Consider the following 21,982-nt stretch of genomic DNA (forward strand, 5'->3'; position numbering starts at 1 on the left):
GGGGTATACGGCGCGCCGACGTAAGCGGCCTGGAACCGCTGCAGATCCCCGGAACCGACGCGCAGGTATCCGGCGCCGGGCTTCTTCGGCAGGTGATAGGCGTCGGCGGTGCCGATCGCGTCGCGAGAGTCGCTGGTCTGGTTGGTGCGCAGGGCAATCCGGTAGGACAGGTGCGCCTCGAGCTCCCCCATCCGGTTGGCGGGCACCTTCTGCGAGGCCAGCAGCAGATGGATCCGCAACGACCGGCCCAGCCGCCCGATCGCCACGAACAGCTTGGCGAAGTTCGGATGCTGTTCGAGCAGTTCGGCGAATTCGTCCAGGATGATCAGCAGTGTCGGCAGCGGCGCCAGTTTCGCGCCCTGCTCGCGGGCCCGCTCGTAGTCCGCGACGCTCGCGAAGTTGCCCGCATCACGCAGAATCCGTTGCCGCCGTCCCATTTCGCCGTTGATCACGTCCTCCATGCGGGTGACCAGGTCGGCCTCCTCCTCCATGTTGGTCACCACCGCTGTCACGTGCGACAGGCGATCGAATCCGAGAAACGTCGCGCCACCCTTGAAGTCGACGAGCAACAGATTCAACGTATCCGGCGAGTGCGTGGCCACCGCCGAGAGCACCAGCGTCCGAAGGAATTCCGACTTGCCCGACCCGGTGGCGCCGATACACATGCCGTGCGGGCCCATGCCCTCCTCGGCCGACTCCTTGATGTCCAGATGCACCAGACCACCGGCCGGGTCGTGGCCGAACACGATATTGAGCCGCGACCGGTCCGCGTCCCGGCGCCGCGTCCACAGCCGTTCGACGCGCAGGACACCGGGATCGGCGATGCGCAGCATGTCGTGCCACGCGGTGCCGACGCTGGCCTGATCGGCGACAACAGCCTCCACCACGGTCGACAACCGGTACGGCGACAGCGTGCGCGCCAGTGCGGTCGCCGCGGCAACCGGCATATCGTCGGCCACCCCGACCCGCCGCAGCCCTCGCGCGGTCACCTCGTGCAGCGACCGGTCGTCGGCCACGGTGAACTGCAGTGCCCGCGGCAGCGGCTGATCGGTCGTGCCCAGCCGCAGCCAGGTGCAGCCGTCGATCCCGGAGATGTCGCGATCGCTGGCCGGGCCGCCCACATCCACGATCAGCACATAGTGTTTGCGGTCCAGGCTCGGGTCGGCGTTCGCGGTGAACGGCCCGCGATTGAGTCCGGCCAGCACCTTCACCCGCAGTTCGGCGACGGTGCGGTACACCATCCGGCTCGAGCCGATGCCGTCGGTTTCGGCCGAATGCTGCACGTGCGGAAGCCATTTGAGCCATGACCACTGCGGGGAGTCGGGATCGGCCAGCACCGCGGCGACGGCGACCTGATCGGGACCGTGCAGCACCGCCAGTTCCGCGATCATGGCGCGCACCAGCGCGGCCACGGTATCCGGGTCGCCGTCGACACCGACCTGTGGCGCCGAGAGCAGATTGATCGCGATCGGCATGCCGCCCACCGTCGAATACGCCTTGGCGAACCGCGTCAGTTCGACCACGCCGACCGGATCCAGGTCGGAGGTGGGCGCGGCCTCCGGGACGATGACCCGGACCTGGTTGGCGATCCGGCCGCGGCCCATCCGCACTCGCAGGAACTGAGGGCTGGTGACCTGCACCTCCCACATCCGTGTACTGCCCACCAGCCTGGTGAGCTCGGCCGGGCCGGGGTGGGTGTAGCGCAGGTAGGTGAACAACTCGATTTCCGCCGCGCGCACCGATTTCCGATTGTCGGCGATACTGCGCAGGTAGTCCTTGCGCTCCTCGTTCAGGCCGGCCGCGTTGGCGCCGCCGAACGCGCCGCCCAGCATGCCGATGACCGAGGTCACCATCATCATCGGAAAGAACAGCATGGTCGGTGAGAGCTGACCGCCGCCGCGGAACATCATCACCATCATGCCGATCATGCTGGTCATCATCACGACCGGCATGATCATCTTGATCCGGGACGGCGGTACCGGCCGGGGCAATTCGGTCGGCGGCTGCAAACGCAGTTCGGTGACCGCGGGCGCCTTGGGCCCGCGCACCATCCGCGCGGGCCGCACGAAACGACGGGTGCTCGTCACTGGCCGTCACCGAGCCCGGCCACGGCCTTGTCCGCCGCGACGCCGTCGTGGGCGAGGCGGGAGTCCTTCTGCGACAGGGTCGGGCCGACCGCGAACAGCGAAACGATGCTCCAGGGCGCGAGAATCGGTGTGCGCAACCCCAGACCGGCCAGCGTCGGATCACCCGCGGAACCGCCGAGGGTCGCGTCTATGCCGTAGCGGACGCCACTGCCGGAGACCCAGTACAGCGCCTCGCGCCGGGATGATTGCTGATCCGCCCCCGTCACCTGCACGAACCGGCCCACGCTGCCGGCCAGGTACGCGGCATCGGCGGTCGTGCCGTTCGACAGTGACGCCGTCACCAGGGAGACCGGACTGTTCTGCTGGTTCTCCGGCAGCGGCAGTCGCTTGCCCACGATCAGGTCGGTGACCGCGTTCTGCGCGGACGCCGTATGCGACCAGTGGTAGCAGGACACGGTGAAGCGTTCGGAATCGACCAGTCGCACAGGTTGTTCCGGATAGGTCTGCGTCCCCGGCCACGTGCCGGGCCGCAGGCTGGCGGCGATGACGTCGGGCCCCACCATCATCGGTGAGACCGAGCCGTGCGAGTTGGCGCTGCTGAGCATCGTCGCCAGCACCGGACTGACTTGCACCACACCGGAATTGGAGACCACGTAGTAGAGCTGCGGACGGTCCGGCGCCGATACCGTCAACACCGATCCGATCGACGCCGACATCCCCGAGGACAGCGTCACCGTGCTCCCGGCTCCGGGCAACTGCGGCACGGTGATCGCCGGCGCCTCGGGTATCGCGTTGATCAGACCCGGCGAGGCGACCATCACCGGCGCGCTCGAGTCGATGCCCAGGGCCAGGACCACGGCCGAATCGGTGAGATCCACCGCGGCACGCACGATGTGGTCGGCGCCGTCCAGATAGACCAGCCAGGTGGTTGTGCCGCTGCGCATCAGCCTGGCCTCACCAGCGGCGAGACCGCGGTCGGTATCGCCATCGACGCTCAGCGGCCCGCCGATCAGGGTGGTCCACACCGGGCGTTCGGCCGTCGTCGGCAGCCCCGCCTGGTTGACCGGCGCCTGGGCGCCCGTCCGCTCGGTATCGCAGACCGTCCACTCCGAATCGCGAGGTCCGGAGTCGACAATGCTGCCGGGCGCTCCCGGTATGCCGACCAGCGGCCCGCGCGGATATTTCGACAGTTCGTCGTCCGAGACCGGTACCGGATTGTCCGGCGACCCGACGATCAGGCGCGCGGAGGTCAGGTTCAATGCCGGGTACAGCCGATCGCCCAGATGCACGAACAGCGCGCCGGTGTCCTTCTCCGCGACGATCTTCGCCTGCGCCACCTGCTTCGCCGGTTTGAAGAACGCCAGCACGGCCGAGCCCAGGATGACCACGCAGGCCAGGGCGATGCCGACCGACAGCGCGGTCGAGCGGCCCCGCTGCGGATCGTCGATCATCGAGGCGTCCCGGCGCACCAACGCGTGCTCGATGCGGCGGAACAGGAACCGCCATCCCGAGATCTGGTACCGGGTCACCACCCGGAAGCGCGCCACCGGTGTTTACCTCGCCGGCGCAAGACCCGCGAGCGCGCGAGTGATGTCGGTGCCGTCTATGGTCATCAGTTCCTCGTCACTCATCGCCAGCACGTCGAGACTGTCGCGTGTGAAGCGATAGTCGCGCTCGGCCTCGGCGGCCTCGACCACGTTGCGCACGAAGCGGCCGTTGCCTGCCAAATCGATCAGCCTGCGGCCGTCGCGGCTCTGCGCCGCCAGTTCCTCGCAGCGCAGTTGCAGCGCCTCGCGCGCCTCGCCGGACAGGATCGAATCTTTCTTGTGCGCAATGTGATCGGCGATCCGCACCAGTTCGTCGCCGGTATAACTGGCGAAGCGAATTCGTTTGGTGAAACGTGAGGACAGGCCCTCGTTGGAGGTCAGGAACCGATCGATCTGGTCCTCGTAGCCGGCGATGATCACGACCAGTTTGTCGCGGTCGTTTTCCATCCGGGCCAGGAGTGTGTCCACCGCTTCCTTGCCGAATGCGTCGCCGCCGGACAGGCCCTCCTGGATCAGGGTGTACGCCTCGTCGATGAACAGCACGCCGCCCAGCGCCGAATCGATCAGCGCGTTGGTCTTGGGCGCGGTGTGACCGAGGTGGGTGCCGACCATATCGTTCCGGGACGCCTCGACCACATCGGGATTCTCGACCACGCCCAAGCCCGCGAAGATCTTGGCGATCACCCGGGCGATGGTCGTCTTACCCGTGCCGGGCGGGCCGGAGAAGATCAGATGTTGGGAGCGCGATTCCACCGCGAGCCCGCGCTGGGCGCGCACCCGGTCCATCAGCACACCGGATTTGAGCCGGTCGACCTGTTCCTTGACCGAATCCATCCCGATCTGTCCCTGCAGCAGTTCCGACGCCTCGGTCAGCAGGCCCTCGCGCTCGGCCGTGGCGGCCTTGGCCGCGGCCTCGGCGGGATCCTTCCCGGTCGCGGGATTCCACTGATCGGTGCGGGTGGCCAGCAGTTCCTCGGTGGTGACCTCGAGCCGATAGGTCTTGTCCCGCAGCGCCTGCTGCCATCGTTCGCGCTGGGGCCACAGCGCCGAGCCCTGCAGACCCTTCAGCACCCGGTCCGAGGCCTCGTGCTCGCCGTTGTTGCGCAACAGCATTCCCAACAGGAAGTGCGCATCGGCCCAGATGTAGGACAGGCTGCCCGCGGCGCTGTCTTCCACTACACGCTGGGTCCGCGGCAGCGATTCGCCGAATCGTCCCAGATGGGCCAGGGATTCCGCGGCCATCAGCTCGGCGGCGATATCGAGCAGGCCATCTTCCAGGATGGGCTTGTCGGCCCGTGCGGCGACCACGTCGTGCCACCGTTCGGTGCGGAAATACAGTGACAGGCGCACGAAGTCGGCCACGTCGTCGCGCGGCACCTGATCGAGAATCGCCACGGCCTCCTGCCATTCACCGCCCGCCGCGTAGGCGCACGCCTGTGCGATGGCGATCTGATCCCGATCGGCCATGGCCACGCGCAGCCCGTACATCCCGACTTCGACCTGGCACCACAGCGAGCGATCGACAAGCCCCGCGCGCTGCTGATCGCGATAAAGATTGTGCACCGAACGGTAGGCACCGTAGATCACCTCTTCGGTGACCTCCCCGGCCATGGCCCGCCCCAGCCAGGCATCACACATATTCGGATCCAGATCGGTGGCCGCCCGGAACGCCGCCAGCGCCTGCTGTTCGTTACGCGGGCCACCAACTACCAATCCGAGACTTTGCACACCTGTGTAGAACGCGTCCTCCGCCGCTGACAACTCGGACTTCCCTTCCACCGAACTCGTCTACAGCGAACGATAGACACTCGCGATCGCGCGACGATCCGGACTATTCCCAACATTGGGAAAGCTGGGTTGCGGTGGCGTTTCGCTACTTCGTCACTGATGGCCGCGACCGGGAGACAGCATCGGGTTTCCGCTACCGGTCGACGGCGCGATCACCCTCGGCGATGCCCCGCGCCGAGGCGGCCCAGCCGGCGCGGAGGCGATCCTGCGACGGGTCGGCTGCTCTGCGCCCACCGCATCGGGGGGTGAAATTCGCTGGTGCGGAACCGGTCCGGCATAAGTCGGAGCGAACACCCGATGTTCGGACTTCTGGTGATCAGCTATCGGCGCGGCCGACCATGGCGTGGCGGACCGCACCGGCTCGGCGGTGACCGAGGGCGCGGCCGCGGGGCGAGTGGCCCTGCGACGGTGTGTTCGCCACGGCGTCGCACTCCGCACGGGCGTACCCGCGGCCTGCGACCACGGGCTGGAGGTCGCGGAATCGCTCTCGGCAGCACCCATTCCGACGCCCGGCACGGCGGCCGCGACCGCGGCCTCGTACGGGACTTCCATGGCCACCCCGGGGTTCGGTTCGTAGCACCGACGACCACGGCGCCACTGGACATAGGCGAACTGTGCCGACATGTTCCCACATCGGTCCGCCGCACCCGCCTTGCCAGAGCCGGGAAGGCCGAGCGCGGGGCGGGCTGTCCCAGGGGCCCGGCAAAACCTATGATGAGCGCCGATGGCCGACCTGTCTACCACTGTCCCGCCGACCGGCGCGGGCGTCCTCGTGGGGCGCGATGCCGAAGCCGGTCGATTCGCCGAACTGGCCGAGCGCGTCGCATCGGACCGCGGCGGAGTCCTCGTCGTGGAGGGCGAACCGGGAATCGGCAAGACGGCGCTCCTGCGAGCGGCCGAAAGGGAATTCGCCGCCCGCGGGCTGCGCCTGTTACGTGGCACGGCACGGCCGCAGGACAGCACCGTCCCATTCGCCGCGATCGCTACCTGTCTGCGTGGCGACGACCCCTCGATCACGCGAGTACTCGAACTGCTGCAGGGCCAGGGCGCATCCGGGGACAGCGCGTTCGATCACGAAGTCGCCGTCATCGACGCACTGCTGGCACTGGCCGACGAGTGGTGCACCCGGGGGCCGGTGGCGGTGATCCTCGACGACACGCACTGGGCCGACGCGTCCAGTCTCCTCGCGCTGGACCGGCTCGCCGAGTCGACCGCCGATCTGCCGCTGCTGATCGTGCTCGCGATGCGCCCGCTGCCGCGGTCGGACGCATTGTCAGCGCTGCTGTACCAGCTGACCGCCAAGCGGATGAAGTCGCTGCACCTGGCTCCGCTCGCCGAGGGCGATATCGCCGCACTGGTCGCACGCACGGCCGGAGTGACGGTCGAGCCCGCACTGCGCTCGGAACTGGCGGCCGCGGGCGGTAATCCGCTGTATGCCATCGAGATGGCCGAGACCCTCCGGCGGTCCGGCGGCGCCGACGATCCGCCGACCGGCCCGCGTCCGCCGCTGCCCGCCTCCCTGACCGATGCGATCGTCAAGCGGCTCGAGGTCCTGCCTGCGCCGGTCCAGCGGGTGCTGAATGTCGCGGCGGCGCTCGGTGGTGAGATCGACGCGGTATTCCTCGCGGAGGTGGTCGAGTCATCGATCCTGGATGTCTGGAACGCCGTGGCCGCCGCCGTCGATGCCGAACTGCTGGACCGCACGAGCGCCGAACTCGTCTTCCGGCACGAGCTGATTCGCCAGGTCCTCGCCGATCGGCTGCCGCCGGGCGCCCGCGCCGAGCTGGCGACCCGAGCCGCCCATGTCATGATCTCGAAACAGGCGCCCGCCGAACGCATCGCGCACTACCTACTGTCGGCCGGCGATCCGCTCGACGATCGGTCGATGCAGTGGCTACTGGCCAGGGGATTCGCGCTGATCTCACGCGCGCCCGAACTGGCGATCGAACTGTTCGAGAGGGCAACGGCCGATACCGATCGCGGTGTCCAGCGGACCACACTACAACTGCTCCATCTGCGCGGCCTGCTCTGGGCCGGGCGAGCAGCTGATGCGGAAACCCTTGCCCACCAAGCCCTTTCCGAGCAATCTGAGGAGAACTCACCGACAGCCAAACTCATCCGCTGGACGCTGATCCTGGCTCACTACGGCCAGGGTCATCTGGCCGAAGCGGCCGGGGCAGTCGAGATCGCACTCTCCGATCCCCGTATGACACTCGCGGAAGAGGCGAAATACCACGCGTTTCTGGGGGCGATCTATCTGTTCAGCGAAAGGTTCGACGACGCCGAGCGAAGCGCCCGCCGAGCCATCGAGGCGGGAACGGCCACCGACGACCCGTTATCGATCGGGTTGGGGTGCAACGCCCTCGGCGGACTTCGCTACACCCAGGGCCGTCTCGACGAGGCGCTGACGCTCGCCGACCGGCTGGCCGACGCGCACCGGCAATGCGAGCGCCGGGGCACACAGTTAGGCGATCAATTGGATCCCTATGTGCTGCCGGCACATTCACTGATCGAGTCCGACCGGCTGGACGAGGCCGAGGAGATACTGAACCAGGCGATCACCCACGCGCCGATGAACCGTGGGCTGCACCTCGTCTCGCGGGCCCGGTTGTTCTTCCTGGCCGGTCGCTGGGACGACGCACTCGCTGAAATCGCCGCTCGCCGAGGGCTTCCCGATATCTTCGGCCACGGCGTGGTCACCGAGAGCCTGACCGCGCTCATCGCCGTGCACCGCAGCACCGAGGTTCCCGAATGGACTCCGCCCGCTCGCGACGACAGGACCGGCAGCCTGACCTACCTGCACTTCGACTCGTGGGTCGACGCCCTGCTGCTGGAAGCCCAAGGAAAGCTGACCGAGGCGGCGGACACGCTGGCAGACGCGTCTCGCAGTTTCGCACGCGGACTGGCCAATTCGACGCTGCACTACATCTATCCCGACCTGGCTCGCCTGGCCGCGCGAGCCGGCGATCGAGCGGCCGCGGCGGAGGTGAGCGCCGCGGCCGAGGCGATGCTGGCGCTCGGCCCGACGGTCGGCAGGCGCGCCACCGCGGCGCTGTGCCGGGGCCTGGCTGCCGATGATCCGGATGCCATCACCGCCTCGGCCCAGCAGTTTCGTGCCGCCGGACGGCCCCTGTTCGAGGCGACCGCATGGGAAAGCCGGGCGTTGCTGCTCGCGCGCGCCGGGCGTAACACCGAGGCCCGCTCGGCGGTGGACGCGGCGATCGAGCTGTACTCCGAGCTGGGCGCGCAGCGTGACATCGCCCGCGCCGAGGCGCTGCTGCGCGAGCACGGCATTCGGCGCGTGCGGGTGCGCAAGCGCCCGAAAAGTGGTTGGGGCGCACTCACTCCCACCGAGAACAAGGTGGTGGAGCTGGTCGCGCAGGGGCGCTCCAACACCGATATCGCGGGCCGGCTGTGCCTGTCGCACCGGACGGTTCAGACCCATGTATCGAACATTCTCGCCAAGCTCGACCTGCAGTCGCGGCTCCAGGTCGCCGTAGCGTACGGCAGCCGGTAACCAAGGTAACGAACCGATATTGACCGTGCCGTCATATAGGTGTACATTATTTTCGGATCGTTAGTCCTCACCTACCGATCCCACTAGGGTGAATCCGGGGCCGATCCTGCGGTCGGCCCCGGTCGCCGAACTTCGATCGCAGCGGTCGGCCGCTCCCCCTCACCGGTCGGCCCTGCTAAAGCACCGGTCGGCTCTCGGCCGGACCACCGCTCGGACGGGGCAGCGACCGACCACCATCGCCGGCCCCCTCCGACGCACCACCCATTGCCACCACTACAGCACTCGCACGACCACCGCCTGGCTCGGCATTCGCGACATCGTCACCGTGGCCCCGGAGTGCGGCGCCTCGATCACCATCCCATTACCAGCCGCGAGCTGAACATGTTCGGGCCCGCGCGCGCTGAACGAACTTGCCGGGAAGACCAGATCCCCCGGCCGCACGTCTTGTATAGGCACCCGCACGCCGCTGTAGATCTGTTGATATGTGGTCCGGGGCAGGATCACCCGGCCATGGCTGGCCTGCGCGATCGCATATTGGGTCAGCCCGGAACAGTCGAATCCGCCGTCGCTCGGGCCGCCCTCGCCGCCGCCACCCCACACGTAGGGCGTGCCGACCCAGGCGCTCGCCACACTCACGGCATTGCCGCCCGCGGTGCCATCGGACGATATCGGGGTGCGCAACCGCGTCTTCGCACCGCTGTGCCGGCGACCTCTGCTACTGCGGCGACGGCGCTTGGCCGACGTGGTTCTACCGTTTCCGGTCGACGACGTGGATTTACCGTTTCTGGACGGCGCGGCGACAGAGGGGGGCATGATCTTGGCGGCCTGTTCACGGGCCGCCAAGATATCGGCGTCCACCTGGCGGGACGCATTCGTGATCGCATTCTGTGCCGCGTCGAGCAGCGCCGCGCCACCGAACCGGGTGTCGCGGACGGCGGCAATGGCCTGCACACGGGTCTGGAAATCGGCGATCTGATCGGTCAGCCTGCTGCGGCCGGTCACCGTACCCGTGCCGGAATCGGCGACCGCTTCGAGTACCACGTGGTCCTTGCCCGCATGCGATTCCGCCACTGCCGCCTGCATACCCCGGGTATTCGTATATCCATTCACCGCGGGACCTATTACTGCGCCCACGGTGTCGGCAATGGTTCGTGCGGAAGAAGCCCGACCGGCCGCAGGCTGGCCTGCTCCATATAAACCGAGCAGCGACGCGAGCACCCCGGGCAGGCTATCGGTCAGCGGCAACGTCATCGGGCGTTTTCCAGTCGTTCGGTCGAATGTCCATTCCATTGTGCCGCGCGGAATTCATCGGCTGTTCCCAATTGTGGGATGATGCCGTCATCTCGGTTATTCCTTCCCAGCTTCGGGAAGATCGGACAATGAGGGAAACGCTAGGGAGGCGGTACCCAGGGCATGGCATCTGCGACGTCGGACAGCAGCAACGGTGTCGGCCAGCACTATTGGACCGTCACGCTGAAAGCTCCCTCCGGAGCGTCGGCGGCGTTGCAGCAGTTCGTGACGATGGGTCAAGACGCCATTCAGACCGCGGTCGACCTGCTCGGCAGGGGCGCGGGCGAACTCCCCCCGAACATGGACGATCTGCTGCAGACGGTGACCTATCAGGATCTCGGTTCGGGCTCTGCGAACTCCAGTTACCAGACGATCCTCTCGGAAATCGAGAGCAGGCAAACCTCTCTGCTCTCGACCGATAATCAGGTGGCACAGACCTCCATCACCGTCTCCGCATCCACCGATACCACCCTGCAGTACATCGAGACGGTCGTCGACGATCTGCAATCCGAATTCAACTCCATCACAGGCACGTTGACGGCGGCGGAGAACACTGCCCTCATGCAGCAGATCGGTGATGCGGTGGATATCGTCAATGCCCGGGTCACATCGGTCTACGAGGCCAATCAGAGCCTGGCCGGTAACTCCGGTTCCGGCTCCAGTTATGGTGCCGGCAGCGGAAACGGCTATGGTTCCGGTTCCACCGGCACCGGTACCAGCACCGGCACGACCAGCACTGGAAGCAGCAGTGGCGGCTCGGATCTGTCCTCGCTGCTCGAGATACTCCCGATGCTGGCGATGCCGCTGATACAGCTCGCACCGCAGTTGCTCAAGGACCTACCCAAGCAAAATCAAGGACCGGCCGGGGCGGGTACCGCCCAACAGACGGGCAACGCTCAACAGACGGGCGCCGCTCAAAAGGCCGGCAATGCCCAGGCCGCCGTCGGCGCGCCGGCCAGCCTCGTCCAGCCGGCCGTCGCCACCGTCCCGACGAACTCGGGACAGCCTGCCACGGCGAACTCCTCGACCACCGCCACCCAGAATCAATCCACTCCGCAGAATCAATCCACTCCGCAGGGCTGAGACCGCGAAGGCACTCGCCGTCCCAACGGACGGCGAGTGCCTTCGCGGTCTCAGCCCTGCTTCGGCGGAGTGATGGGGGGCGGATTCGCCGACGCCGTCTGTGTGCTGGTGACAGCGGGCGGATTCGCGACCGCGGTCTCGACCGGCGACGTGTTCGTCGAACTGTTCAGATCGGCGCCGGACGGATGGTAGAAGCCCTTGAAATCGCCGTACGCGCCATAGGCGTCCTGCGGCGGGGACTGTGTGGTGTCCTGGGTGAGCGGGACGATCTGACCATCGACGATCATGTGCAATCCCTTGTCGTCGTGGACCACCAGGGAACTGCGATCCTGCCACTGCACGACGTCACCGGTCTGCAGCTTGGACAGGTCATCGATCTGCTGCCACGGCTGCCCGGTCGTATTCTCCCCCGGCGTGCCGGAGTACGCGTCGATCGCGTTGCTGCCGTTCGGATTGTTCAATTCCTTGTTGATCGCATCCGCCACCACGGACGGAAGCTTTTGGGTCTCACCGTCCAGAGATACGCTCACCAAATGGTTCGCACCCGTCGTCGCGGGGGCAGTGCCCGCGTCGGGAGCGGTCACGGCCGCCGGGGCGGCCGTTCCGGGCTGACTTTGCGCGGCTGCGGGCTGACTCTGCGCCGCAGACGCGTCCTGTGTCGACGATGCATTCGAATTCTGATTGGTATCACCGGAATTGGCGTTGCTGTCGTTGCCCTGCCCATTGCTGGGATCGAGCGCCTTGCCCAGTATGTACGGGAGTATCTGAGCCAGACTATTGTTGTTGTTATTCGACGAGTTGTTCGACGAGTTACCGTTCGCCACTTCGCTCTCCAACTGGCTGAGCAGAGAGGAGATTTCAGAGTCCGAACTCGTACTCGCGGTGGCGCCATAGGAGCTGCCATAGTTACTTCCGTAGGAGCTGGACACCAAACTCGAACCGCTCCCGCTGGTGGCTCCGTCCACCGCGTCGCCGAACAGCGACGAATAGTCCGCAGAGGCAGCGGTCGAAGCAGCCGGTGTGCTGTAGTCGGCATTGGCGGCCGCGCCCTCACTGCCAGTGCCAGTGCCAGTGCCAGTGCCAGTGCCAGTGCCAGTGCCAGTGCCAGTGCCAGTGCTACCGGTCGCAGCCGCTTTTCCCTTGTCGTACCAGTAGGTTGACGAACTCGTCCCGGAACCGTTCGAACTGGTTTTCCCGGACCCGCTACTGCTGCCGGACCCGCTGCCGGAGCCGGACGCTTTCGTGTCGTGCTTGCCGGTACTGCCGTCCGGCCAAATAGCATTATTCGGAGCCAGATTGTTGCCGAAATCCACGTACTTACCCACCCAGTACGAGACCCCGCTGATCGCCGCATTGACGGCAGAATAAGCAGACGCTACGTCCTTGATCGAATCCGCCTTCCCGCCGTGGACAACCAGCGATTGCAATCTTTGGTTACAATCTGCGATCACTCCGTCGGCACCCTTAACATCGGCGGCGCGCTCTTGTTGCAGGTTTTTTAGCCGGGTCTTCAGATCGTCGTCATTGTTCTGCCAAATCTGCTCATGGCCGGTAACGTAATTCAGTGCACTCTGCCACGCGTCGTGCGCCGCACCGGTACCGGTAGCGGCGCTGGTATTATCCAGATCCTTCCCCACCCAGGACGGCGCATTGGAAATTCCGGTCTCCTCGGTGAACTTCAATTCCACCTTACCCGATCCGAAATGCTTGGCCAGAGGCAGGATGACGTCCGCGTTAATTCCGCCGATAAAGCTCTTCAGTGGATCCGCGGCACCTTCTGGGGCCACTATTGTTTCATTGAGGTACGGAGTTTTATCAGTATAGCCCGTAGAGTCATTTACGGTTCCGTCGCTTTGTTTTCCGACAAAATTTCCGTCATTCTGCAGCGTGTAGTCGGTAGTGCCCCAGCTATGATTGTAGCGAGTGTGACCTAGAGTTATCCACGACCCTTGGCCCTGGTTATTTTGAAGTTTATTATCACTGTTGATGCTGAGGGTAGTATTCGGATCTTCGGTATTGCTGGAGGAGACACCGGCTTCGGTACCGACATCATCCTGGGTAACGTCCTTGGACCACGTCTTCTGCCCATCCGGTCCATACTCGACGAGTTGGCCGTTTTCCAGCTGCAGCCGGTACTGACCGTCCGGCGACAGCAGGTAGTCGCCGTTTTGCATCGGGTCCATACCCGACTTCAGCGTGGAGCCCCGGTAGTGCGAATCCTTGGGGTATGCCGGATTTACCGGCGGTTTACCGTCACCCATGGATCGATCGCCCTTCGACAGGGCGCTCGGCGCCCATCACCGTGCCGTGTGCCACGTCAGAATTCATCCCCGCTCCGCGTGGCCTGGGTTCCACCGTCGGCGTCGGCGGACTCGAAATCAGGTGCGTTCACATGGTGGGTATCGCCCATACCCTGGTATTTTTCCGCGACCCCGTGCCATCCAACCTTTCGATGGTTGTAGACATATTCGTTCGCCCACGAGGTGAACGTATGAGCACCGTTACCGAATCCGGACAGATCGAATTCAGGGTTCGGCTCGGCGATCTTCCGACAGTCCGCGGCCTTGCCGTAGCAAGCATCACCGACGGTGCGTAGAGCATCCGGGTCGACATCAGTATTGTCAGCCATGGTGACAAGTCCTCTCTCAGCGACCACTGCCGTCGGTCTCATTGTCGATCATCCCCGCCCATGGGAATCATTGATCGAATGCCGCCCGCTCCATCGCGGCGTATTGAGCCGCAGTCGGCAAACCGAAATCCTCGGCTATATAAGACGGTGTCCCCCGCTCGAGCATCTCCGCACGGCGGCCGACCAGGGACTTCTGATAGGCAAGCCGGGCAAGCAAGAGGATCTCCGCGGCCAGCCAGCCGTCGGTGCTGTCGCGAACCCCTGCACCGATATGCAGCCCGATAATCTCACCGTCTAGATCACAGGCCACCCCCACCGAATGATCGGGGTTGAAAACCTCGTAGAACGTCGGTGGCTGCGGCGAGGCTGTCCCGAGTTCCTCACTGCCCGATAGGAATAGGTCGGTCATCGCCAATTCCCGCCAATCGCGTCCTCGGCCCATCTGGCCACGCGATCATCACCGCGTCTCATACGTCCGACTCGTCTTGCGGCGGACCGGACCCAAGGATGTCGTCGACAACGGTCTCCTCGATCACCATCGACTGGTGGCGCTTGGCGTCGGCGGTGCTCTCGCGGATCGCGGCCATGATCTCCGCGGCCAGTTGCTCATCGGACAGCCGCGCTATCGTGCCCTGCGCGATATAGAGATCGGTGAGCCGCCCGGCGCCGTCGACCTCGGGAATCACCCAGTTGTTGGGCGAAGGTCGCCGGGCACGGATTTGACCGATTCGCTCGAACATATCGTCGATTTTGTGTCTTATGGCGGTCGCGTTGTCCAGTGCCGCTTGGGTTTCGGGATGAATCGCCATGCCGCGCTCAGCGTGTTTCAGGCATTATACCGGGGACCCCGAGAGTCGGCGGCTGCTCGATCGGGGGAGCGATCGCGCCGTTCGGTGGTCCGGCAGTCGCACCGGACGGTGGTCCGGCGGTCACCGGCCGGACGAAGTCCACGCCACCGGCAGCGGCCGGACGCGCAACGCGCTCGACCTCCGGCGCCGACACGGCAACCGGAGCCGCGACGAACTGCGGATGACCCACGATCTGCTCGTGTGCGTACACCGCGTCCCGCAGGCTCTGCCGCGTGGAATCGTCGGCGGCCAGCGCCAGTACCAGCTCGTTGCAGCGTCTTTCGAACGCCAGGGCGCGCAGCGCGCCGGCCTCGTCGTCGAGGCGCAACGCGCCCACCTCGACCCGTCCGACGTCGACCCGGCGAGTCAGCAGGGATGCCGCGAGCAGGTCGTCCGCGTCGCGCAGGTCGTCCCACAGCGTGCGAGGCACCGGGCGCCCGGACTGGACCGCGGTCAGGATCGCCTCGCGCAGCCGGCGTGCCGCGGCCACGTCCGGTGTGGCCGCGACGGACCGGGTCACCTGTGCGTCGGCATCGGTGGCGAGTTCGATGCATCGCGAGCGCACCGCCGAATCGGGCACGGCCGCAACCTGTTCCAACGCCGGCTTCGATCCGGTGAGCCCGAGCCGATCGGCCGTGTCGGGAGTGAAGACCCGCAGATCGACGTCGAAGGACGGACCGACGAGCCCCTGCATGGGCACATCGCTCAACTGGGCCCGCAGGCCCGCATCGATCGGCCCCGACGAGGCCAGGGCCGAGAGCTTCGCACCGGCCGGCGGGCCCCAGGCCAAGCCGAACTCGACCAGTACACGCGCGGGATCCGATACGCCCTCCCACGGCGATCCGGCACCGGTCCCGTCGGGATCGAGCACCTCGTCCCACAACCACGGTGTGGACACCTCCCGGGGCAGGAACACCGCGGGCGGCAACCAGCCGCGGCCCTCATTGGAGGTGATGAACACGCCCACCCCGGCAGGTCCGCGCATCACCGACACCGCCCAGGCCGTGCCCGCGACCGAGGAGTCCACGGTTGCCAGCACCGCACCCAGCAGTGTCCGCGCGATCAGCAGGTCGTCGTCGGTGACGCCGTTCACGACGGCGGGATCGTTCTCTCGCTTCCGCACGGCATGGACCGCCGCGGCGAACGGCGTCGGCACGAGGATCGGTATCGGACCTTCCGGTCCTAGCGGGGTGGGCCCCTGACCGCCACCCGGGCCGCCACCCGGACCACCGAACCCGCCGAATCCGCCGAGCGGCGACGTGCCGAATCCGGAGCTGGGCACGGTGCCGGATCCGGTCAGTGCAGGTGGCACCACACCGAAACCTCCGGGGCCTTGCGAATCTGGACCGCCCCCGTCGCCTCCCGGTATCTGCCCCAGCGGGCCTTCCGGTGTCGACGTGGTCGACGGCCCACCAGCATGTGGGCCACCCCCGGGTGGGATGCCGACAGGTGCTGCGGTATGCGCCGCCGCCGGTCCCCCGCCATGCCCAGCCGGCGCCATCGGCCCCGACGATGGGCCACCGGAGTACCCGGGATGCCCGCCGAACTGGTCACCGGCCCGCCCGATATGCGTCGCACCGGCTTGGTCGGCCTGCTCGAACGCCTCCGCGGAGGCACGCAGTGCCGCCGCGGTCTTGTTGTGCCCGTCCGCGAGCGCTTCGCCTGCCCGCTGGCGTGCGTCGTAATAACGATTCAGCGCCTGATGTACCGGATGTGCGATCTTGCCGTAGGTGTCGGGGAAGCTCGCCAGCCATTCCGTGGGAGGCTGCGCCCAGGTGCGGGTATCGTCGGCGACCTGATCATGCTGGTTGGCAAGGTCATACAGCAATTGCAGGTCGACATCCAAGCTGTCCGGCATGCTGAATCAGATCCTTTCCACCCACCAGTCCCCTCATTTTCCTCGCTTCCCAGGGCTGGGGATTCGACCGCGATTCGGCAGTGCCCGTTGTGAACTCACACCAATTCGGCCCGTGCGAACGCGCCCGGACACCCGAGCAGGTGGTCGGCCCTATGCCGGTGCTCGAGCCGGGTCGGCTGGAAATGCCGTGGATACGGGGGGTGCGGTGGTCAGCACAGGGTGGTCGACGATCTGGCCGTGGGCATAGATCGCGTCGCGCAGCAGTTGCCGGTCCAGTGGCAATGCCAGCATCAGCGTCAATTCATCGCAGCGCCGCTGGAACACCATCGCACGCAGCGCGGTCAGCTCCGGGTTGGAGCGCGAGGATCGCAATTCCCCCAACGGAACACCGGACACGTCGGCGCGGCGCGCGAGGATCGTAGCCGCCAGCAGATCGTCGATGTCGCGCAGCTCGTCCCACCACTGCGCGGGCGCCTCGCGCCCGCCGCGAACGGCGGTGAGCACTCGCTCGCGCAAGGCGGGGACACCCAATGTCTCCGCACTGCTCGATGCGAGCTGCCCGACCCGGTCGTGCGCGTCCCACGCCAGCTCGACACAACTTGCACCGATCAGATGTGCGGGCACCCGTTCGACGCGGTCCACCAGCCGCGGCGATCCGACCAGTCCCAGCCGGTCCACCAGTCCTGGACCGGGCGCGGTCAGCGGCATGGCCGACGACGCGGCCACCCGACCCTCCATCGGAATCTCACCCAACTGCCGGCGCATATCCGGCTCGATCCGTTGTGAGGACACCAGTGCCGACAACCGCGCCCCGGATTGTGCTCCCCACGCCAGCCCGAATTCGGCCAGCACCCGCGCCGGATCCGAAATCCCTTCCCACGCGGCATAATTTGCCGCGGCCCACCGCGCGGGGGTCGAGGTAGCACGCGGCAGATACAGTCCGGGCGGCAACCAGCCGCGCCCCTCGTTCGAGGCCACGAACGCCCGCACACCACCCGGGTGCCGCATCACCGACACCGCGTATCCCACTCCGGACCATGATGATTCGACCGCGGACAGGATCCCGCCGAGGATCGTGCGGGCGAGCATCAGATCACCGTCGACCCGAACGCCGCCCACCTCGAAGGCCGGGGTGGCCGCCGCGGCCATCGCACCGCCGACGACGGTACGGATCATCTCGGCGCTGCTGTGCTCCTTCTCGGCGTTGTGCACGACGGCGGGTCCGGATGACACCCGGTCTTCGTCGGGTGCGCGCACAGCGGACCGAGCATCCGCTGCCGGGTCACTGCGCGCCGAATGATCGGCCTCACCGTTGCTCGCCGCTTCCTCCCGTCCTGCGGATACCTCCGGCCGCTGATCCGGTCCGGACCGGGTCCCGGCCGTCATGGGCGGCTCCTCCTGGGGCGCGAACGCCATCGGCCAGAGGAACGGATCGGAATCGGCTGTCGCGTCCGCATACTCCGACGTGTCCGGGGAGTCGACGGGCACTGCCGCCGCCGAATCTCCGGGTTCGTCGGTCGTCATGGGAGCCCGACTGTCCGGCGAGTCGCCGGCCAGCGACGATGGCGCCGGGGCGGTCGACCCCAGGGGTTCGGCGATCTCGGCCTGTGCCCGCGACCAGGGCACATCGGCCACGTGCAGTGCGCTCGACACCACATCGGCGACCTCGTCCCGCGCGGCGGCGACGATGCGATACGCCTGGACAGCTCTCGGCTCGGCTACGAGCCCCGGGTGTATCCGAGTGATACTGTCGGTCGCCCGATCCACGACATCGAGAATCTGATTGCGCGTCCGGTGAGCCAGCTCGGCGAAGTCCCGCAACAGTTCCGCGGCGGCCGTGAGCATATTCGCCAGATCTCGCGAATTCCCTTGCTGGACAAGCATATCGTCCTTGATCAGTTGCAGGGACTGGCTGGCTCTCACCCGGCTCTCGAAATCCCTGCGGGCCTGCTCGAGACCGTCCACGTCGAGCGCGCCCGAGCCGTCGCGCACGACCGCCTCCAGCGCGCCCCACTCCGCCGGACCGATTACCGGCCAGTTGTCACCGACGATGGCCGTCCAGTAGATGCTCTGCGGCTGCACGGCGGCTCAGCCCGGCCCGGACCCGCGAATATGCCCGGCGCCCGTCCGATCCGCGTCCTCGAGTGCCCGCACGGCCGTGACCGCGAACCGGATGCTCGTATCGACCCGCGCCACATGCCCATCCACGCGGCGAGACAGCGCCGCGCAGACCCAGTGCAGTCTGGCCGCCAGTGCTCGATCGAGCACCGACTCCGCCCGACGAGGCAGGACAAGCTCCCGCAACGTCCCTTCCACGCGGTCGGTGACGGCGGAGGCGGCGAGGCGGTAGCGACCGGCCGCCGCGATCACCTCTTCGGGATCATCGATATCGTGGACGTCCACGCTGTTCCTTCCGGCGTGCGCGCAGCGGCGGATTCAGGCGCCTGTCCCGCCGAACTCGGCCCGCTCGATGGCCCGATAGGAGTTCTCGGTCGGCAGATCGAATGCGTCGATGGTGTAGGGACGGGTGCCCTTGTGTTCCATTTCGGCCCGCAGCCCGACGCGTGATTTCAAGTGCACAAGCCGGGCCAGCCGCACGATCTCCTCGGCCAGCCAGCTGTCGCCGTTCTCGCGAGCCTCGTCGGTGATGTGCAGGCCGATGATCTCACCGTCGCGATCGCAGGCCGCACCGACGGTATGGTCCGGGTTGAAGACCTCGTAGGTCATGGTGCGCCAGTCCGGTTGCTCGACGCGGCTGGGCTCCTCGGGTGTCACGTCTGTCATCAGCTGGTCTCCGTCTCGGGATTCGGATTCGGGTCGTCCTCGGCGGCCAGCCGCTGCGCCAGCGCCTCCCACGCGCCGTCCTCGACCCTCATGATCTGGCGCAGCTGCCAGAACCGCGCGCCCAGATACATTTCGCCGACGCCACCGGTGGCGATGTCCAGATGATCGGGGCCGTCGTTCGACGAGTCCACGGTGACCGTGGTGACGGGCGGCCGCTTGTCGTCGATCGTGACGATCGTCGCGCCCGCCCCGGGGATGAATCCGTGCCGGCAGCGCGGACTCTCGGCGATTGCCAGATCCGCGCTGTTGGTGGTTATCGTGACCTCGGAGTTCAGCAGCAACTGCATCACCCACGCGCGCGCGGCGGTCTCGGGACGCTCACCGTTGATCGAAATACGGTCCGCGACGGCGAGGTCCACCACGAGTACCGCATCGGCAGACGTAATACCGACGACCACAAGCCGTTTCGGCGTGCCGATCGGACCCGGGAGATCGTCGGCAGACAGCGTCACCACATCGGAGCCGAGCCCGACACCCGTTGCCGGATGGGCGGATACGGTACCGGTGCCGATATCGATCGTGTACGCGACGATGGGGTCCGGGATACGCCCGCCCACCGAGGCCAGCCGGATGAGCCCCTCCTCGTGCAGCCACCGCACCGCGTCCGCCGCGGTGACCTCGGCTTCCAGGGACTCGGTCATGACGCCTCGGGCGAGGCGACGGCCGATTCCAGCTCCTGCTCGGGCTGGGCATCCGGCTCGGTATCGACCCAGGGGTCACTGTCCATGATCGTCTTGTACTGGCGGGCAGCGTCCGCGGTGCTGTCGCGGATGGCGCCCATGATCTCGGCGACCAGTTCCACGTTGTCGAACCGGTCGCAGGTGCCCGGCGCCAGATACAGGGAGGTCAACCGGCCCATCGCGTCGATCTCGGGCACGACCAGACCGCTCGGCGACGGCCGGCGTGCCCGGATGGCGTCGATCCGCTCGCGTAGGTCGGCGATCCGATGCCGCAATTCGCGAGCGGCGTCCAGGGCCGCCTGCACATCGGGATGGATATCGTTCACGTGGTGCCTCCGGGTTGGTTGAGCGGAGTCGGCGGTGTCACGGTCGGGGCGATCGTCGGCTTCTCGCCGATCACCTGCTCGGTGTGCGGGGTGTCGTCGACGTACATGAGCCGATCGGGATGCCAGGCCACCACCCGGCTACGTTCGGCGCCGCCGGCTCCCGCACCCATACCCGCACCGCCGCCGGGCATCATCGGCATATAGGGCATGCCGGAGCCGGCTCGCCCGGCCTCGGCGGCCTGGGCATCCATCGCCGCGGCGGGGCCCAGCGCGTCGCTTACCGCCGCCTCGGGCAGGGACGCGGCATTCAGGCTCGACGCGGCGGCGACCATGGGCATCGCACCCAGCGCGACATTCTGGACAGCCGAGGTGGCATCGCCGATGCTGCTGCTCATCGGGGCCAGTGCCGTATCGATGTCCGAGCCGATATCGGGGAGAGAGGAATCATCGCCGCTCCCACCATCCGAGGACAGGGCGTTGTCGGTCGAATCGCCGATTTTCGAGTTCTGCGACGAAAGTCCCTGTGCGCCCATCATGCTCATCAGCGGGAGCATCGACGCCAGACTGCTGAGATCGCTGGAACCGGAGCCGGTGCTCGAATTCGAGGTGGCGGCGGAGGTCGCCGCGCTCGAGGTCGCGGCGCTCGTGCCGGTTTTGGCGCCCACCGTCGAGGCGTAACTACTGATCGTCGCCGCCGACCGGGCATTCTGCTCCTGGTATTTCGCCAGCGCGGCCGCCATTGCGACCTCGTTCTTGGATCGCATCGCACCGAGCAACTCCTGACGGGTGGCGATGATCTCCTGCGGGGTCGGATGCGTGGCCTTGGCCGTTTGGAATGCGCCGCTGTAGGTATCGACACCATCGACCAGTGACCGCATTCCGGAACCCAGACTGTCCAGGTTGCTCGCGTGCCCGGTCAGGACCGTAGCGGCCCGGGTCCCGACCGGTGTCCAATTCTGCATGGTCTGCGCGGTATCGGTGACCGTGCCCGTGGCGTCGGTATGCGCACCGCCGAGGTATTGCCGCACGTCGTCGGCGAATCCGCTCGCCAGGCCGGTGCCGGGACCCGAATGCAGCCCCTCGGCGAAGGTCAGCGGATCGATCGAGGCGCCGGTATCCGGAAACGTGTACACGGGCGCCGTGCGCGGGCCGAAATTCTCCGCGGACGCAATGGGATTCGTGAGCACATCGCTGCCCGCCCCGTTCACCATGGCGCCACCCTCGGCATCGGCGGCGGAGTAACCCGCCGCCGATGCGCCGATCTCGCCGGCCGTGGCGTGCACACCCCGCAGTACGGCGCTGGTCTGATTGAACAGCGCCTGTGCCTGCGCGTTGAGGGCCGGGACCGCCTGTGCGGAAACAGGATCCGCGCCCGCGGGCACCACCCAGCTGCCGGGCAGCGCGGCCGCGGTGCCACGCGCTGTCTCGGCGAGTTGCTGAGCCGACGAGATCAGTTCCGCCGGGTCGACATTCAACGGCATAGCG

The 21,982-nt window shown here is 67.0% G+C and carries 18 protein-coding genes; 3 read left to right on the plus strand and 15 right to left on the minus strand.

Features of this window, described 5'->3' with window-relative positions; genetic code table 11:
* From eccCa to eccA, 3 genes are all read right to left on the minus strand, one after another.
* On the minus strand, positions 1–2,087 hold a 2,087-nt coding region (eccCa, locus tag JZ791_RS25960; RefSeq protein WP_216897845.1), incomplete at its 3' end, for a type VII secretion protein EccCa.
* On the minus strand, positions 2,084–3,634 hold the full coding sequence (gene eccB / locus JZ791_RS25965; protein ID WP_216897846.1) for a type VII secretion protein EccB: 1,551 nt from the start codon (positions 3,632–3,634) through the stop codon (positions 2,084–2,086). The genes eccB and eccCa, both read right to left, overlap by 4 nt.
* Positions 3,635–3,640: 6 nt before the next feature.
* Positions 3,641–5,395: a type VII secretion AAA-ATPase EccA gene (eccA, locus tag JZ791_RS25970; protein WP_216897847.1), complete on the minus strand. Its 1,755-nt coding sequence runs from the start codon at positions 5,393–5,395 to the stop codon at positions 3,641–3,643.
* Positions 5,396–5,765: 370 nt separating this feature from the next.
* On the opposite strand from eccA, the gene JZ791_RS25975 reads away from it, so the two are divergent.
* Positions 5,766–5,999 (plus strand): hypothetical protein, encoded by a 234-nt coding sequence (locus JZ791_RS25975; RefSeq protein ID WP_216897848.1) that lies wholly within the window; start codon positions 5,766–5,768, stop codon positions 5,997–5,999.
* Positions 6,000–6,146: 147 nt separating this feature from the next.
* Complete coding sequence (locus JZ791_RS25980; protein ID WP_216897849.1) at positions 6,147–8,939, plus strand: helix-turn-helix transcriptional regulator; 2,793 nt, start codon at positions 6,147–6,149, stop codon at positions 8,937–8,939.
* 273 nt (positions 8,940–9,212) lie between these two features.
* Here the strand turns inward: JZ791_RS25980 and JZ791_RS46295 are convergent, their stop codons facing one another.
* On the minus strand, positions 9,213–10,022 hold the full coding sequence (locus JZ791_RS46295) for a C40 family peptidase (RefSeq protein ID WP_305802084.1): 810 nt from the start codon (positions 10,020–10,022) through the stop codon (positions 9,213–9,215).
* A gap of 420 nt (positions 10,023–10,442) precedes the next feature.
* Here JZ791_RS46295 and JZ791_RS25990 point away from each other — a divergent pair, with 420 nt between their 5' ends.
* Positions 10,443–11,312 (plus strand): hypothetical protein, encoded by an 870-nt coding sequence (locus JZ791_RS25990; RefSeq protein ID WP_216897851.1) that lies wholly within the window; start codon positions 10,443–10,445, stop codon positions 11,310–11,312.
* A 50-nt stretch (positions 11,313–11,362) separates the two neighbouring features.
* On the opposite strand, the gene JZ791_RS25995 is transcribed toward JZ791_RS25990, so the two are convergent.
* The 11 genes from JZ791_RS25995 to JZ791_RS26045 form a co-directional block, all read right to left on the minus strand.
* Complete coding sequence (locus JZ791_RS25995) at positions 11,363–13,573, minus strand: hypothetical protein (protein ID WP_216897852.1); 2,211 nt, start codon at positions 13,571–13,573, stop codon at positions 11,363–11,365.
* A gap of 56 nt (positions 13,574–13,629) precedes the next feature.
* A complete protein-coding gene (locus tag JZ791_RS26000; RefSeq protein ID WP_216897853.1) occupies positions 13,630–13,968 on the minus strand; it encodes a hypothetical protein in 339 nt (112 codons plus the stop codon).
* Between the two features lie 40 nt (positions 13,969–14,008).
* A complete protein-coding gene (locus tag JZ791_RS26005; protein WP_216897854.1) occupies positions 14,009–14,350 on the minus strand; it encodes a hypothetical protein in 342 nt (113 codons plus the stop codon).
* Positions 14,351–14,408: 58 nt separating this feature from the next.
* On the minus strand, positions 14,409–14,750 hold the full coding sequence (locus JZ791_RS26010) for a YbaB/EbfC family nucleoid-associated protein (protein WP_216897855.1): 342 nt from the start codon (positions 14,748–14,750) through the stop codon (positions 14,409–14,411).
* A gap of 7 nt (positions 14,751–14,757) precedes the next feature.
* Positions 14,758–16,647, minus strand: a complete 1,890-nt coding sequence (locus tag JZ791_RS26015; RefSeq protein WP_216897856.1) for a type VII secretion target — start codon at positions 16,645–16,647, stop codon at positions 14,758–14,760.
* Positions 16,648–16,797: 150 nt separating this feature from the next.
* A complete protein-coding gene (locus JZ791_RS26020) occupies positions 16,798–18,729 on the minus strand; it encodes a hypothetical protein (protein WP_216897857.1) in 1,932 nt (643 codons plus the stop codon).
* 6 nt (positions 18,730–18,735) lie between these two features.
* A complete protein-coding gene (locus tag JZ791_RS26025; protein ID WP_216897858.1) occupies positions 18,736–19,050 on the minus strand; it encodes a hypothetical protein in 315 nt (104 codons plus the stop codon).
* Positions 19,051–19,083: 33 nt separating this feature from the next.
* Positions 19,084–19,431: a hypothetical protein gene (locus JZ791_RS26030; RefSeq protein WP_216897859.1), complete on the minus strand. Its 348-nt coding sequence runs from the start codon at positions 19,429–19,431 to the stop codon at positions 19,084–19,086.
* Positions 19,431–20,132 carry a hypothetical protein gene (locus JZ791_RS26035; protein WP_254206311.1) on the minus strand — a complete coding sequence of 234 codons (702 nt, stop codon included), beginning with the start codon at positions 20,130–20,132 and terminating at the stop codon, positions 19,431–19,433. Before JZ791_RS26035 ends, JZ791_RS26030 begins: the two co-directional genes overlap by 1 nt.
* On the minus strand, positions 20,129–20,497 hold the full coding sequence (locus JZ791_RS26040) for a YbaB/EbfC family nucleoid-associated protein (protein WP_308163097.1): 369 nt from the start codon (positions 20,495–20,497) through the stop codon (positions 20,129–20,131). The genes JZ791_RS26035 and JZ791_RS26040 overlap by 4 nt, the downstream gene beginning before the upstream one ends.
* On the minus strand, positions 20,494–21,978 hold the full coding sequence (locus JZ791_RS26045; protein WP_216897860.1) for a PE family protein: 1,485 nt from the start codon (positions 21,976–21,978) through the stop codon (positions 20,494–20,496). The genes JZ791_RS26040 and JZ791_RS26045 overlap by 4 nt, the downstream gene beginning before the upstream one ends.
* Positions 21,979–21,982: the final 4 nt, after the last annotated feature.

Source organism: Nocardia alni, from assembly GCF_019038435.1.
In the GTDB taxonomy this organism is placed as follows: domain Bacteria; phylum Actinomycetota; class Actinomycetes; order Mycobacteriales; family Mycobacteriaceae; genus Nocardia; species Nocardia alni.

Coding starts and splice junctions, on each gene's coding strand:
- JZ791_RS25980 (WP_216897849.1), top strand. CDS start 6,147: ATGGCCGACCTGTCTACCACTGTCCCGCCGACCGGCGCGGGCGTCCTC.
- JZ791_RS46295 (WP_305802084.1), bottom strand. CDS start 10,022: ATGCAGGCGGCAGTGGCGGAATCGCATGCGGGCAAGGACCACGTGGTA.
- JZ791_RS26015 (WP_216897856.1), bottom strand. CDS start 16,647: ATGCCGGACAGCTTGGATGTCGACCTGCAATTGCTGTATGACCTTGCC.
- JZ791_RS26045 (WP_216897860.1), bottom strand. CDS start 21,978: ATGCCGTTGAATGTCGACCCGGCGGAACTGATCTCGTCGGCTCAGCAA.
- JZ791_RS26035 (WP_254206311.1), bottom strand. CDS start 20,132: ATGACCGAGTCCCTGGAAGCCGAGGTCACCGCGGCGGACGCGGTGCGG.
- JZ791_RS25995 (WP_216897852.1), bottom strand. CDS start 13,573: ATGGGTGACGGTAAACCGCCGGTAAATCCGGCATACCCCAAGGATTCG.
- JZ791_RS26030 (WP_216897859.1), bottom strand. CDS start 19,431: ATGACAGACGTGACACCCGAGGAGCCCAGCCGCGTCGAGCAACCGGAC.
- JZ791_RS26010 (WP_216897855.1), bottom strand. CDS start 14,750: ATGGCGATTCATCCCGAAACCCAAGCGGCACTGGACAACGCGACCGCC.
- JZ791_RS26005 (WP_216897854.1), bottom strand. CDS start 14,350: ATGACCGACCTATTCCTATCGGGCAGTGAGGAACTCGGGACAGCCTCG.